Source organism: Photobacterium kagoshimensis, from assembly GCF_050337045.1.
GTDB lineage: Bacteria > Pseudomonadota > Gammaproteobacteria > Enterobacterales > Vibrionaceae > Photobacterium > Photobacterium kagoshimensis.
In genome coordinates this window covers 71,046-86,349 of record NZ_JAKJSO010000012.1, presented here as the reverse complement: position 1 = coordinate 86,349, position 15,304 = coordinate 71,046, and the positions used below count along the sequence as shown (strand labels likewise).

General features: G+C 48.3%; 13 protein-coding genes. 1 reads left to right on the top strand and 12 read right to left on the bottom strand.

From position 1 onward, the window contains the following. Positions 1 to 49: 49 nt before the first annotated feature. The 8 genes from panF to L4C35_RS09735 all read right to left on the bottom strand — a co-directional run bounded on the left by panF (position 50) and on the right by L4C35_RS09735 (position 9,477). Positions 50 to 1,510, bottom strand: coding sequence for a sodium/pantothenate symporter (gene panF / locus L4C35_RS09770; RefSeq protein ID WP_428462694.1), 1,461 nt, complete (start codon positions 1,508 to 1,510; stop codon positions 50 to 52). After that, positions 1,503 to 1,784: a YhdT family protein gene (locus L4C35_RS09765; protein WP_428462693.1), complete on the bottom strand. Its 282-nt coding sequence runs from the start codon at positions 1,782 to 1,784 to the stop codon at positions 1,503 to 1,505. Before L4C35_RS09765 ends, panF begins: the two co-directional genes overlap by 8 nt. A gap of 189 nt (positions 1,785 to 1,973) precedes the next feature. Then, the gene (accC, locus tag L4C35_RS09760) at positions 1,974 to 3,317 is read right to left on the bottom strand and encodes an acetyl-CoA carboxylase biotin carboxylase subunit (RefSeq protein WP_428462692.1); all 1,344 of its coding nucleotides are present in this window, start codon (positions 3,315 to 3,317) and stop codon (positions 1,974 to 1,976) included. A 13-nt stretch (positions 3,318 to 3,330) separates the two neighbouring features. Then, a complete protein-coding gene (accB, locus tag L4C35_RS09755; RefSeq protein ID WP_428462691.1) occupies positions 3,331 to 3,789 on the bottom strand; it encodes an acetyl-CoA carboxylase biotin carboxyl carrier protein in 459 nt (152 codons plus the stop codon). Between the two features lie 20 nt (positions 3,790 to 3,809). Further along, on the bottom strand, positions 3,810 to 4,265 hold the full coding sequence (gene aroQ / locus L4C35_RS09750; RefSeq protein WP_428462690.1) for a type II 3-dehydroquinate dehydratase: 456 nt from the start codon (positions 4,263 to 4,265) through the stop codon (positions 3,810 to 3,812). A 520-nt stretch (positions 4,266 to 4,785) separates the two neighbouring features. Beyond that, on the bottom strand, positions 4,786 to 6,735 hold the full coding sequence (gene acs / locus L4C35_RS09745; protein WP_428462689.1) for an acetate--CoA ligase: 1,950 nt from the start codon (positions 6,733 to 6,735) through the stop codon (positions 4,786 to 4,788). Between the two features lie 258 nt (positions 6,736 to 6,993). Further along, positions 6,994 to 7,617: a 3'-5' exonuclease gene (locus tag L4C35_RS09740; protein WP_428462688.1), complete on the bottom strand. Its 624-nt coding sequence runs from the start codon at positions 7,615 to 7,617 to the stop codon at positions 6,994 to 6,996. A 36-nt stretch (positions 7,618 to 7,653) separates the two neighbouring features. Then, positions 7,654 to 9,477: a putative nucleotidyltransferase substrate binding domain-containing protein gene (locus tag L4C35_RS09735; RefSeq protein ID WP_428462687.1), complete on the bottom strand. Its 1,824-nt coding sequence runs from the start codon at positions 9,475 to 9,477 to the stop codon at positions 7,654 to 7,656. A 245-nt stretch (positions 9,478 to 9,722) separates the two neighbouring features. Between L4C35_RS09735 and L4C35_RS09730 the strand changes: the two genes are divergently transcribed. After that, entirely contained in the window at positions 9,723 to 10,883 is a 1,161-nt protein-coding gene (locus L4C35_RS09730) for a 3-phenylpropionate MFS transporter (protein ID WP_428462686.1), read from the top strand. A gap of 91 nt (positions 10,884 to 10,974) precedes the next feature. Here L4C35_RS09730 and flhA read toward each other — a convergent pair whose 3' ends face one another. Genes flhA through L4C35_RS09710 form a run of 4 tightly spaced genes read right to left on the bottom strand, consistent with a single transcriptional unit; the run spans position 10,975 to position 15,266 of the window. Beyond that, the gene (gene flhA, locus L4C35_RS09725; RefSeq protein WP_428462685.1) at positions 10,975 to 13,074 is read right to left on the bottom strand and encodes a flagellar biosynthesis protein FlhA; all 2,100 of its coding nucleotides are present in this window, start codon (positions 13,072 to 13,074) and stop codon (positions 10,975 to 10,977) included. Between the two features lie 15 nt (positions 13,075 to 13,089). After that, on the bottom strand, positions 13,090 to 14,217 hold the full coding sequence (gene flhB, locus L4C35_RS09720; RefSeq protein ID WP_428462684.1) for a flagellar biosynthesis protein FlhB: 1,128 nt from the start codon (positions 14,215 to 14,217) through the stop codon (positions 13,090 to 13,092). Further along, positions 14,214 to 14,990, bottom strand: coding sequence for a flagellar biosynthetic protein FliR (fliR, locus tag L4C35_RS09715; protein ID WP_428462683.1), 777 nt, complete (start codon positions 14,988 to 14,990; stop codon positions 14,214 to 14,216). Before fliR ends, flhB begins: the two co-directional genes overlap by 4 nt. A gap of 6 nt (positions 14,991 to 14,996) precedes the next feature. Then, positions 14,997 to 15,266, bottom strand: a complete 270-nt coding sequence (locus L4C35_RS09710) for a flagellar biosynthetic protein FliQ (RefSeq protein WP_048899827.1) — start codon at positions 15,264 to 15,266, stop codon at positions 14,997 to 14,999. Between the last annotated feature and the right edge of the window lie 38 nt (positions 15,267 to 15,304).

The following is a 15,304-nucleotide window of genomic DNA, read 5'->3' as shown; positions in this document are numbered from 1 at the left end:
AAAAAATAGCACCCCAAGGTGCTATTTAACAAAGGCAAACCCCGCATGTTTATGCGGTCTGCGCTGGCTCAGTTGCCATCACAGGTTTTGCTAGGCTACCGATAACAAATGCCACTAACCCTATTGCAAGTGTCGGCACAATCGCGTGGACACCGCCCATATCAGGCTTCATTATCGCTAAGCTGGCGTAGGTGGTTAGGCCCGTTAGCATCGAAGCTAATGCACCAACTGCCGAGGCTTTTTTCCAATACAGTCCTAGTACTAATGGCCATAAGAACACGGCTTGCATGCCACCGAAAGCCAATAGATTTAGCCAAATCAGCATATCGGGTGGGTTCATTGCAGCAACAAACACCAAGGCTGAAAAAATGCCAGTTACCCATAATGATAACTTGGGTAAACGCTGCTCGGCATCCGCACGTTCTGCGGCTTGTGGGTTGATGTAGTTCAGGTACAAATCTTTAAGCAGGGTCGCCGATGCCTGGATTAACTGAGAATCGATAGTTGACATAATGGCCGCCATTGGCCCAGCTAAAAACACCCCCGCAACCACAGGGGGTAACACTGTCATCATCAGGGTTGGCATGATTTGGTCTGGGCTGGCGATATCTGGCACGATAGCGCGGCCTAAGGCGCCAGCAAGGTGCATACCAAGCATTAGGAAGGCAACCATGGCCGTGCTGATCACCATGCCTTTGTGGAGTGAGTCACTGTCTTTATACGACATACAGCGTACCGCAGCATGCGGTAAACCAATCACACCGAAGCAGACCAAAATCCAAAAGCTGAGCATAAAAGGCTGGCTCAGAAAGTTATCTGGGCCAAACGGGGTGATGAGCGCAGGATCGATTTGATGCAGTTCATGCATTAATTCGCCCACGCTGCCACCGGCATGAACAATTCCGACCAGTAGCGCAATGGTGCCGATGATCATCATGATACCTTGGATGGTGTCCGTCATTACCACTGCTCTAAATCCACCTATGGTGGTGTAGAGGCCGACAGTGATTGCAAACATCATCAGGCCTTGCTGATAGCTTAACCCTGTCATGGTTTGCAGTAAGCGTGCACCACCGACAAATTGCACTACCATGGTGCCAAAAAAGGCCAATAACAGCGCTAAGGAAGCGAAAATAACCACGGTGCGACTGCGATAACGTGCGTATAAAATGTCGTTGAGAGTGAGGGCGTTATGGCGTCGGGCTTCGATGGCAAATTTCTTACCCAATACGCCAAGGGTTAACCAAGCGGCGGGTAGTTGGATCATGGCGAGTAACACCCAGCCCAATCCCATTTTATAGGCTGCGCCTGGGCCACCAATGAAGGTACTGGCACTGGCATAGGTGGCAGCGAGGGTCATGGCAAGCACAAAGCCCCCCATGCTGCGGTTACCCAGCAGGTATTCGCTCAGGAAGTTGGAACTTTGGGTGCGTTTTTGTCGCGCAAAGAGAGCGACGGCAAAGACGGCCAGTAAATAGATCACTAAGGGGATCAGTAGTTGGCTATTCATGGTGCGACTCTTTTTCTATGTCTAACGACATGTCTTGATAAATGTATTTAACCATTAGCCCACATAGTGCGGTGAAAATGATGGGCCCAAGGATACAAGCTAATAAAAACCAAAGCGGAAAGCCGAAATACAGTTCAGGTACGGCTGTATCCGTGATTGCTGGAGCAAACGCATAAGCGGAAACGTACCACCAAAGGAAATAGGCTAGCGCTAAACCCACCGCCCACTTGGCTTCGCGGTGTGCTTGGCGATAGCGGTCTGATAGCGTTTTCATGGGGGATCTCCCGTTGTTCAATCGGTCATTCATCGGCTAAGTGTCAGTCTTGGCCGATAAAGGGTCGTTATTGTGGCAAAAGTTATTCGGGATGCAAAGGTGGAGTTACTAGAGACTACGTTTTCACTGCGCTGAAATAACAAAAAGGCTGCCCAAGGCAGCCTTTTTCAATGCAAAGTGCGGTAATGCTTATTGCAGACCGAGCTTCTTCTCTAGGTAGTGAATGTTTGCACCACCGTGTTGGAAGTTTTCATCCAGCATAATTTCTTGCTGTAGCGGGATGTTGGTCTTGATACCGTCGATAACGGTTTCAGCTAGAGCATTGCGCATACGCGAGATCGCGACGTCACGGTTTTCACCGTAAGTGATCAGCTTACCGATCATTGAATCGTAATGCGGTGGTACTGTGTAACCTGCATAGATGTGCGATTCCCAACGAACACCCATACCGCCAGCGGAATGGAAACGTTCGATTTTACCCGGACAAGGTAGGAAGCGCTCAGGATCTTCAGCATTGATACGACACTCAATGGCATGGCCACGGATTTGAATTTCGTTTTGACTGAATGACAACGGTTGACCTGCAGCGATACGCAGTTGCTCTTTGATCAAGTCTACGCCTGTAACCATTTCGGTTACTGGGTGCTCAACCTGAATACGGGTGTTCATTTCAATGAAGTAGAACTCACCGTTTTCGTAGAGGAATTCAAACGTACCCGCACCGCGGTAGTTGATCTCAACACAAGCACGACAACAACGTTCACCGATGTACTTACGCATTTCTTCGGTGATGCCAGGTGCTGGCGCTTCTTCCACTACTTTTTGGTGGCGACGTTGCATTGAACAGTCACGCTCGCCAAGGTGGATTGCACCGCCTTGACCATCAGCAAGTACTTGTACTTCGATATGACGAGGGTTTTCTAGGTATTTCTCCATGTAAACCATGTCATTGTTGAAACACGCTTTTGCTTCAGCACGTGTCATTGCGATCGCTTCGCTTAGTTCGCCTTCAGAGCGAACAACACGCATACCACGACCACCACCGCCACCAGAGGCTTTGATGATCACTGGGTAACCGATGCGTTTTGCGAACGATTTGTTACGCGCTTCATCGTCATCCAATGGGCCGTCAGAACCTGGTACACAAGGCACACCCGCTTTTTTCATTGCATTGATAGCTGAAACTTTATCACCCATGATACGGATGGTTTCGGCTTTCGGGCCAACAAAAATGAAGCCTGAGCGTTCAACTTGTTCCGCAAAATCAGCGTTTTCAGATAGGAAGCCGTAACCCGGGTGGATCGCAACAGCGCCCGTGATTTCAGCCGCACTGATAATACGCGGAATGTTAAGGTAGCTTTCAGTACCCTTTGCTGGACCAATACAAATGGTTTCGTCAGCCAGTAATACGTGTTTTAGATCGCGGTCAGCGGTTGAGTGTACGGCAACAGTTTTGATGCCTAACTCTTTACATGCACGCAAAATACGTAGTGCAATTTCACCACGGTTAGCGATAACTAATTTATCTAACATAATGTCCCCGTGGTTACTCGATGATAACTAGAGCCTGATCAAACTCTACAGCATCGCCGTCTTCAGCCAGAATAGCGACAACCGTACCTGCTTTATCTGATTGAATTTGGTTCATCATTTTCATTGCTTCAACGATACATAGGGTATCGCCCACATTGACTGTTTGACCAACTTCAACGAATGCTTTTGCTTCAGGGCTTGGTGCACGGTAGAAAGAACCAACCATTGGAGAAAGGACTTTGTGACCCGCTGGTTCTGCTGGTGCTACTGGCGCAGCGGCTTCTGCAACAGGTGCTGCCGCTGGTGCAGCTACTGGTGCAGCAGGTGCTGCCATGAACTGTTGAGCAGGAATGGCACTGGCTGGTACGTTACGGCTGATGCGTACTGATTCTTCACCTTCAGAGATTTCTAGTTCCGCAATGCCTGATTCTTCAACTAGTTCAATCAGCTTTTTGATCTTACGAATATCCATTTATCTTTCTCTTATATTGTTCATTTAGCGTTCTGATGCAGGCGGCGAGCCGCAGCATTCAGGGCGAATTCATAACCGTCGGCACCTAAACCACAAATCACGCCTACCGCTTTATCTGATAGATAGGAGTGATGGCGGAAAGGTTCCCGTGCATGCACATTGGATAAGTGCACTTCTATAAACGGGATCGCAACCCCCAATAACGCATCACGAATGGCAACGCTGGTATGGGTGAAAGCGGCTGGGTTGATGATGATGAAATCCACGTTGCCATGGGCTTGATGGATGGCATCGATCAGTTCGTGTTCGGCATTCGATTGGATGTGCTCTAGGCGAATATCCAATGTGTCCGCTTTGGCTGTTAAATCCGTTACGATGTGGGCCAATGTTTGTTGACCATAATGACCAGGCTCTCTGAGACCTAACAAATTCAGGTTAGGTCCATTAATCAGTAAAATGCGCTTAACGGTCGACATCTTGGGGTTAACTCACTTCTTTTTGATGTTTAACTCTAACAACGTGCAAAAAGTTGCATCGCTGCTTCCCTGTGCTCAAAAATAAACAGCCAAATCGTGTTTGTGGAGCAATTATAGAGAATTCACCGCAATTAGCAGCAAAATACTGGTCTAATCACTGCTAAATTTAAATAGTGGGTCATCTGGTTGTAAAAAATAGCTTGTACGCAAATGTTTCGCGCATTGGCTGATTTTCAATAACAGAGTGGTAGATCTATGATAGTGCATAGTTTTTAGACTATCAGTAAGCCTTTCCACCCGTTCAGCGATCTTATTTGAGAGAAAGGCTTTGGCAGGATAGTGCTTTTGGCGTTTATTTACTGCGCACTAGAGCACGAATTGATGGAAAATGATGGGGCGTATGTTGCCCGTTATATTCGCAGTCGGACAGCTGATGTGATGATGATGCGGGTTTATTGCCGTCAAAAAAAGACCAAACGGAATGTTTGGCCTTTTGGGGGAACACTTGCTATGGAGGGGATTACATGATTTTTTGCTTTTCTTCGATTAGCTTATCGACCACGCTTGGGTCAGCCAGTGTGGAGGTATCCCCGAGTGTACCTGTGTCACCTGTGGCGATCTTACGGAGGATACGACGCATGATTTTTCCTGATCGTGTTTTTGGTAACGCATCGGTCCAGTGAAGGAAATCGGGGGTAGCAATTGGCCCAATTTCTTTGCGGACCCAATCTTTCACTTCTTTATGCAGTTCGGCGCTTGGGATCTCACCATCGTTCAGGGTGATATAGGCATAAATGGCTTGGCCTTTAATGTCGTGAGGCACGCCCACGATAGCGGCTTCGGCAATTTTATCAAAGGCAACCAGTGCCGATTCGATTTCTGCGGTTCCCATACGGTGACCTGATATATTCAGCACATCATCGACACGGCCGGTGATCCAGTAGTAACCATCTTCATCACGGCGCGCGCCATCACCGGTAAAGTACATGCCTTGGAATGTTGAAAAGTAGGTTTGTTCGAAGCGTTCATGATCACCCCATAAGGTGCGCATTTGCCCTGGCCATGAATCGATCATCACCAAGTTACCTTCGGTTGCCCCTTCAAGAATATTACCCATGTTATCGACAATCGCGGGTTGTACCCCAAAGAATGGACGTGTTGCTGAGCCAGGTTTGAGTGCTGTTGCACCTGGTAGTGGGGTGATCAAAATCCCGCCAGTTTCTGTTTGCCACCAAGTATCCACTATTGGGCAGCGGCTATCACCTATCGTGCGGTGATACCATTCCCAGGCTTCTGGGTTAATGGGTTCGCCAACTGAGCCCATGATACGCAGACTTGAGCGTGAGGTGCCTTTCACCGCTTCGTTCCCTTTTGCCATCAGGGCGCGAATGGCCGTTGGGGCGGTATAAAGAATGCTAACGTTATGTTTATCAACCACTTCACTCATGCGGCTGGTGTTGGGGTAGTTCGGGACACCTTCAAATAAGAGGGTGGTCGCGCCGTTGGCTAATGGCCCGTATACCAAGTAGCTGTGACCTGTGATCCAGCCAACATCGGCCGTACACCAGTAGATATCCCCTTCTTGGTAGTCGAACACATATTTAAAGGTCATGGTGGCATACACGAGGTAGCCGCCTGTGGTGTGTAACACGCCCTTAGGTTTACCCGTTGAGCCTGAAGTATAAAGAATGAAAAGGGGATCTTCGGCATTCATTGCTTCGGGTTCGCAGTTAGCAGAAGCCACGGCTGTTGCGTCATGCCACCACACATCCCGTTCACTGTCCCATTCAACGTTGCCACCTGTTCGTTTTAGGACGAGCACTTTTTCAACGCTGGTGACCTCATCATTGGCCAGCGCATCATCGACATTTTTCTTGAGTGGAACTGCGCGACCCGCGCGGACGCCTTCATCGGCAGTAACAACCACCTTGGCGTTGGAATCAACAATACGTCCTGCAAGTGCTTCAGGTGAGAAGCCACCAAAGACGATGGTATGAACTGCGCCGATACGGGTGCAAGCCAGCATGGCAATGGCTGCCTCGGCGACCATCGGCATGTAAAGACAGACCACATCGCCTTTGCGAACCCCTTGGCTTTTGAGTGCGTTGGCGAATTTACACACTTCTTCATGTAATTCGTTGTAGGTGAGGGTAGCGTCATCGGTGGGATCGTCGCCTTCCCAGATAATAGCAGGTTGATCACCGCGAGTGGCAAGGTGGCGATCTAGGCAGTTAGCCGACACATTCAGGGTGCCGTCTTCGAACCAGTTCACACTGACGTGACCGGTATCAAAAGAGGTGTTTTTTACTTTAGAGAAAGGTTTTATCCAATCAAGGATTTGACCGTGCTCGCGCCAGAAGCCTTCAGGGTTAATGACCGACTGTTGGTACATCTCACGGTATTTATCATCAGTAATGTGTGCATTGTCTGCAATCGCTTGATTGACAGGGTAAACATGAACCTCACTCATCCTATTCTCCTTGTGTTCCCATCGGTAGCCGCTATCTGGACTGGGATATTCTTGTCTGTATTTAGGCTGTTGTTTCGTTATTGTCTTTACTGGTTATTAACTTGATTCAGATTCTGATTTGTCACAATTAGACTTTAGGATGAGAGAGATAGAACAATTGTTATTTCAGCAGTTTACATGGCTGTTTCATTACAAAAGGTGAGCAAGCCATGATCTGATTGTTGCTGGTGTTGTGTTTTGGTTGGGCGGCAGAGTGGATTATGACGATGTCAGCATTGGCATGTCACCATGCTTTAAGCGCACATAAATTAAAGCGGCGGCGATGGCATCTTCGAGTGCATCGTGGCGCTCTGGTACTGGTAACCCGAGGTGATGACTGATCGCTTCAAGGCTTAAATCGTAATATGCATTGGGCAGTAAGCGCTCTAGCCGCTCGTGATATAGGTGGCTAACTTCGACTAAAGAGTTGGGGAGTGGAAAGCCAAAGTATTGCTGGTAATAGCGATCGAGGATCGTTTTATCGTAACGGATATGATAGCCAACGAGTGGGCGATTACCGATAAAGTCGAGTAATTGGGTAAGTGCTTGCTCATTGTCGAGGCCATGCTGTAAGTCTTGGTGGCGGATCTGATGAATGGCAACGGAGGTTCCATCAAGACTGGATGGAGCTTGCAGTGAAAGATGGATGGATTGACTGGTGAGTATCCTATTCGCTTTTATGCGGGTGGCGGCAATGGTGACCAACTCTGCGCTGTGTGGATCTAAGCTGGTGGTTTCACAATCAAGCGAAACTAACTCATCACCTTGGTAGCGTTGAAACAGCGCGGCGTACTGACTGTGTTTGTTTTTATGCTGATACCAAGCGCGGCGAAGACGATTCATAGGGCTGCCTCTTATTTTTCGCTCTTGTTTAGAGGGTTAATCACGGATCTGGTAGTGATAACCCAGCCATTCTTTGAATTTTTTGACGACATGTAGACTGTGACGAAGGACATCGCGTTCGGCGCGGCTTAAGGTACTGATATCGAGATGGTGTTGTTGGCCATCTTTTTGCTGACTCAACTGTTGATGCAGGCGTAATTTAATAAATAATTTTAGCGCTTCAGTTAAATTGTCGGCGGTACGTTGTTCGAGTACGTGTAGTGCGGTTAATGCTGCAATGCGCTCAAACGTATTGTTGGGGCTGATGTTGTGTTCAAGTGCGAGGGCCCGTATGCCATGTACGATAGGAAAGATCCCGCCTTGCTTGATATTCAGTCCGTGTTTTCCTGCTTTCAAGTTGCCAAAAATAGTCAGCGGTATAGAAAATTGTAACGCTGGACGCGTGAAGGTGGTGAGTAAACGCTCTTGATCGGCAAGCTGTTGATGCAGGCATGCCTGTAGTGGTGTTAGTAATGCGGGGTTGCCTGCAACAGCATGGCTGTCAGCTAAAATAGCTAATTCCATCATGCTGTCAGGATCGCCACGTCGGCATAATTGGGGGATGTGTTGGAGCCAGACTTGCTGCGATTTTACCCAGTGGGGATTACTGACCATGACATTGCCAGGGCAAAGTGGGTAGCCAAGTTGCTGCAGAGTGTGGGTTAGTTGCGCCATAACGCCATGGCAATCAGGCCAGTCGATATCGTCTTCGATGATCAAGGCATTATCTTGATCAGTTTTGAGTATTTGTTCGCCACGCCCTTCTGAGCCCATCACCACCAAACAACAGTGTGGTTGATAGTGAGTGGGTACTATCAGCTTGAAGGCTTTCTCTATGATTTGTTCATTAACGGCCGCAATTAGCTCCATCACAAATAAGGTGCGAATGCCGTTATTGAATAAGGTCTCTACTAAGGTTTGCTGGCTGTTGGCTGCTAGCGCGAGTTCTTCTATTGTTTCTGCCCGCGCGATGCGCAGTGTGAGTACGTGAGAGTGGGTAGAGAATAAGCTGAGCACTTGGGTGAGGTCGAGCATACCGACCACGGCATTGTTATCACAGACTTGCACCCGCTTTACTTTTTGGCGGGTCATCGCCAGCATGGCATTGAAGAGGTAATCCCCTTTATTGACGCTAACGACTGGAGTGGAGGCGATGCTACTCACTGCGCTGTCAGGCGCGTAGCCATCTAATAAGGTGGCATGCAGTAAATCAGTTCGGGTCACTATGCCGTATTGCGGCAAACTATTGAGGGTCACAAAGGCGGCATCCAGCTCGTTGTTTTTCATCTGTTGAGTCACGGCTAATAAGCTGGTGTCGTGGGGGACCACTAAACAGGGCTGAATATTATCGTCGTCGATTTTTGTGAGTATGAATTCTGCTAGGTTTTGCTGGTGGTGTGCTTCGTCGAGTAAAGCTTGGCGTTTGGAGAGATCGGTATCGAAATACGCGGCAAACTGATGATTATCTTGGTAGCACTGAACGAATAATTCACGCGGCAAGGCATAGCAAATGGTGTCCTCGCTGGCTTTAAATGCGTGACGGCTTTGCCCTTTAAGTTGCGCGCTGACATCGAACAAATCATCGTTGGCATAATGAGCGAAAGTCTCTTTATGGGGCTGATTATTATGGGTGGTTTGGGTACTGTACTCTTCGATATTGCCTTTAATAATGATGTAGAGCTGGTGGCAGTTATCACCTGCAGTAATCACCGTTTCGCCAGCACGAAAATAAACCACATCTAAGGCCTTACGCAAAGTCTGTTGTTCTGTTGTGGTCAAGCGATCGAATGGCGGTAGCGAGGTATCAAATTTGTCTGTCATCGTAACTCCAAGCACGCACCATAGAAAAAGGACACTTTTATTGTCGGTGGTAAACTAGCGTGAAACCAGACGACTTTAGTCTAGCGCTTGCGTTAACCTTCTCTCATTGCGGTCTCCTATCATCCAGCTTGCCCCCACGCGCTGGCTGTTGGTGTCTTTCGAATAAATTATTGCAGCCATTGCTATGGGCGCGTATTGAAACTTTAGGCATAATACCGCCATATTTTCGTGCATTAGGATGTCGCATGTTTCGTAGTAGTCCGTATGGCTGGACCTCGCAGTACCTGTTCGGTTTTTTCTTTAGTTATGGTGTTTATCTACCGTTTTGGGGATTGTGGTTTGCGCACTTAGGTGTGAGTGCGTCAAATATTGGTTTATTGATCGGCATGGGCTTAGCTGTACGTTGTGTCGCTAATTTAGTACTAACACCGCGTATTCATAAAGTTGAACACCTTATCCCAGCGCTACGTTGGCTTGCCTTGGCAGCGTTATTAAGCTGTGTTATTTACATTTTTTGTGGTGGTAGTTTATGGGCGCTCACAGCAGTGACAGTACTGTTTAATTTGGCGGCTGGCCCTGTGATCCCACTCTCCGACGCCCTAGCGAATCACTACGCCAAAGATGGCCACTTAGACTATGGTCGAACACGGCTATGGGGCTCGATTGCCTTTATTGGTGGTTCAACATTAGTCGGTTTATTAGCGGCTGAATACGGCGCGAATGTGATCCCCTGGGTGGCGATTGCGGGTTTAGCTGCGGCATTGGTGTTCTCGATGCGAAATCCAACCATAGCCCCGAGTGCACACGATGAGCACGCCCAAGCACGTCCAGTGTTGAGTGAAATGCTGCGTGATAGCTTAGTGATCCGCTTATTGGTGATTGCCGCTTTGCTACAGGGGAGCCATGCGGCGTATTACAGCTTTAGTGCCATTTACTGGAAAGAGATCGGTTACAGCGAAGCCATTATCGGTTACTTGTGGAGCTTCAGTGTAGTGGCTGAAATCTTTGTATTTGCCACCAGTAAGCGTTTATTTGTCAACTGGAGTGTGGCGGGGATGTTCCGTTTAGCCGCCTTTGGTGTCTTACTGCGCTGGGGGCTGACGGCTTCGATGACAGCACTGCCGATGCTGATTATGGCACAAGCCTTACATGGGGTAACCTTTGCCGCAGCGCATTTAGCCGCCATTCGCTATATTCAGCAGGCGCCAAGCAGTCAAATGGTTGCGCTACAAGCCCTGTATAATGCCTTACCGTTGGGGGCGTTTATGGCCCTAATGACGGCATTAAGTGGCTGGTTATACGGTTTATGGGGCGCGAATTTATTCTGGTTAATGGCTGCAATGGCAGTGCCTGTGTTGTTTATTCCTGTCGAGAAGAAAACCACCGCTCATGCTGTTTCATCGTAATGATATAATGGCTTGAACAAAAAACGGGGCGCTGAATAAGCGCCCCGTTTTTTTTATGGTGGGAATGTTCGTTTTGTCATTAACACGATGGTTAGCCCATGTTGCCAACCACCGAAATATTGCGGTCATCGGGAATTTCATTGAACGACAATACATATAAACCTCGGGCACAAATCCGAGAATAACGGGCGAGTAATGGGCGCAGTTGTGGCATTACCAACAAGATTGGCGTGTGATTATTTAAACGCATGTTATCCAACACTTCGGGTAAGCTACGTTGCAGTTTTTCAATGACCGTTGGCTCAAGCGCGAAGCCATCGAGCTGAACGTGCCCCCCAGCTTGTGCTTGGCTTAGCGCATTGACCAGCATGTTTTCGAGTTCTGCTGACAGTGTGATAGCTGGAATATCGGCTTTGGTGCCGACCAAGTTACCCAAGATTACGCGACGTAACATGCAGCGCACATCAGCGGCTAACAAGATAGGGTCTTTGGATAATTCTGCTGATTCCACCAGTGAGTTGGCAATGGTCACAATATCCGACAGTGAAACGCCATCGACAGTCAGTTGGCGGAAAACCCGCAATAGTTGTTGTTGAGTTAGTTTCTGCTGCAAGTCATCGGCTAATTTACCGTTTAGCGCGGCTAAGCGATCCATGATGCCTGTGACTTCTTCTGGGCTTAATACCTCTTCAATACAGTCGTTGATCACTTTACTAATGTGAGTCGAAATAATGGTTGCATGATCCACCACGGTATAGCCCAAGTTTACCGCTTTATCTTTATCGTGGGGTTTAATCCAAATCGCTTCCATGTTGTATGCCGGGTCGCGGGTCATAATGCCATCGACACTGCCGTAAACTTGGCCGGGGTTGATCGCCAATAGGCAATCCATTTCAACTTCCGTTTCAACAATATTGGCACCGCGTACCGCAATTTTGTAATGGTTGGCATCAAGTGCTAAGTCATCGCGGACATGAATTTGCGGCACTACAAAACCCCGGTGTTCGGTCAGGGTTTTACGTACCCCCAGTAAGCGACTCAGCAGCTCTGCACCTTGCTTTCGGTCGATTAAATTCACCAAGCGATAACCCACGTTGAGGCTAATCGCATGAACGATAGGAATGTCTTTTGAAGCAATTTCGCGTTGGTCGGGTTGATCGTGTTGCTCAACAATTTCTTCGGCGCGGGCTAAATCATCATCGTTGATGGCTGGCGCTTCTTCGCGCATTTTCCAGCCTGCAAACGCGACCACAGCGGCAAAACACAAGAACGCCATGTGTGGCATGCCAGGGATCAAGCCCAGTACCAGCATGATGCCAGCTACCACATACAGAGCGCGTGGGGACGCCAGCATTTGACTGGTGATTTGATTGGCTAAGTCATTGCTATCGGTAACACGAGTAACCACAATTGCAGCAGAGGTTGCCAATAATAGCGATGGGATTTGGGCAACTAAACCGTCACCTATGGTTAAGAGTACGAAGGTTTGAAACGCTTCTGAAAAGCCTAAACCATGCTGGAATACACCAATGCTGACACCCCCGATAATGTTGATAAATAAGATCAACATCCCGGCGATAGCATCACCCCGTACGAATTTAGAGGCACCATCCATCGAACCAAAGAAGTCGGCTTCTTGAGCGACATCTTCGCGGCGTTTTTTGGCTTGGTTGTGGTCGATAATGCCAGCATTTAAATCAGCATCGATCGCCATTTGTTTGCCGGGCATTGCATCCAAGGTAAAGCGGGCACTGACTTCTGAAATTCGCTCGCCACCTTTGGTCACAACCACAAAGTTGATGATCATTAAGATAACGAATACCACCATACCGACCACATAGTTACCACCGATAACCACGTCACCAAAGGCTTGGATCACTTTACCCGCGGCATCGCCACCTTCATGACCATGCAGTAATACCACTCGCGTTGATGCGACGTTCAGCGCCAAACGCAGTAGGGTGGCAATCAGCAAGATACTTGGGAAAACCGAGAAATCGAGTGAGCGTTTACTATACACACTGACCAGCATCACCAATAAAGCCAACACAATATTGAAGGTGAACAGCATATCCAGAACGACTGGTGGCACAGGCAAAATGACCATCGCAAGAATGGTCATCAGGAGCAATGGGATCCCTATCTGCCCTTTGCTGAGCACGGAGATGAGGGGAGCGAGTTTCTGTTTCATAGCAGATTGTTCTCGTTAGCGGCGAAGTTCACGGGGAATCGAGACCCGTGGAAATTCAGGTTTACTTGGCTGACGCCCTTTTTGATATTCCTTCATTTGGAAGACAAATGTCAGAATATGAGCAACAGCGACATATAAAGGAGCAGGCACTTCCTGCCATTCATTGGTGGAGTAATACACCGCACGCGTTAGCGGCGGGATCTCTACCACAGGGCAGTCATGGCGACGTGCTACTTGTTGAATTTGGAGTGCCATTTGATCAACGCCCTTGGCAATAACAAACGGGGCGCCGGCTTTATCTAAATCGTATTTTAACGCCACGGCATAGTGAGTCGGGTTAGTGATCACGACGTCGGCTTGCGGGACTGTTTGGGTTAAACTACGTTGCGACATCTGGCGTTGTAGTTGGCGGATACGCGCCTTCACTTCTGGACGACCTTCGCTATTTTTACTTTCTTCTTTTACTTCTTGCTTGGTCATTTTGAGCTGCTTTGTGTACTCCCAGCCCGAATATGGCAGTTCTAAAATCGCAATAAATAATAGTGCGATGCCAAAACTAAATAGTCCTAGCCACAAAAAATCCACGGTTTGCAGCATGGCTTCAGGCAATGGCAAGCGCTGTAAATTAACAATATCAGTCAAAGTATTGCGAATGAGCAGCACCAAGGTGGCGATAATTAACGTGACTTTAAGAATGCTTTTAATGAGCTCGGCCAGTGATTTGGTCGAGAACATTCGTTTAATGCCAGAAATAGGATTCAATTTTGAAAATTTAGGCTGTGCCGATTTGGCCGACAGGTTCCAACCACCGCGGAGCAGATTGGCTAAAATGGTGATCAACACCAATAGCCCTAACATAGGGCCGATGGCCATGACCATCAGCCACAAGCTTTCGCTCAGGTGTTGGAGCATGATTTTGGTATCGAAAGCGGCTTCTTTGGATAGCCGCATATTCAGTTGAGTGACTTGGCGAAACATTTCCGCCAAGGTGCCACCAAATGCGGTTAGCAGTAGCGCGCTACCGAGTGTCATTAGCGCGGTCACTAACTCTTTCGAGCGTGGTAGATTACCGTCTTCTCTGGCTTTACGTAGTTTCTGCTGACTGGGCTGTTCCGTTTTATCCTGACTACTGTCCTCACTCACGGGCGTGCCTCCTCTAAGGTCAGCATCAAGGAGAGGGTTTCACTGCTTAAGCGCGTGAAGTTCTCTGGGATCCCCGTGGTGGTAATTAGCAGGCAAATTAGCCCTAATAACATGGTCATTGGAAAGCCCAATGCAAACACGTTAAGTTGCGGTGCGGCGCGGTTCATCATACCGAATGAACCGTTGACCAAGAGCATGGCGCATACGGCGGGCAGTGAAAGCAACAACGCTGCAGCCATCATCCAGCCAAAACGCATAATGATTGTATTCAGCGCCATCTGACTCATCATTTCGCCAACAGGCCAAATATTGAAGCTTTGTACCATTACATCCAAGGCAACTAAATGGCCATCTAATGCCAAGAACAGCATCAAAGCATAGAGTTGATAGTATTTGCCCAGAGCAGGAATGCTGACCCCATTGATAGGGTCATTCATCATTGCCATACCAAGGCCCATCTGCATTGATAAGATTTGGCCCATAGTGGTAAAAATGGCAAACAGTAGATCGAGTAATAAGGCCAGCATCGCGCCGATGATCACTTGTTGGCCGGCCAAAATTAAGGCCTCAACAGACAGGGGATCGACGGCGGGCATCGCAGGCATTAATGGTGCGGCAAGCACGCTGATAATGAGCGCGAGGGCGATGCGTACCTGTACGGGGATTTGGCTACCACCAAAAATCGGCATCAACATTAGCGTGGTACTGATACGAAAAAACGGCCACCATACTTGGCCGATTAATGCGGTAAACTGTGCTGCTGTTAACTCCATCGTGGGTTAACCGATTAAGTGCGGGATATCGAGAAACAAGCGGGTAAACAAATCCCCCAAGGTGCGCAGTAACCAAGGACCTGCAAACCCTAGCATCGCCAAAGTGACGAGTAAGCGAGGAAGAAAGCTCAGGGTTTGCTCATTGATTTGGGTTGCGGCTTGAAAAATACTGACCACCAAGCCAACTAATAGGCTCGGGACAATTAAGACGCATACCATACTGATGATGATAACGAGTGCGTCACCAAAAAACGCAGCAACAAATTCTGAACCCATACTTTACCCCATTATCCCCAACTATGAATGGCTGATGT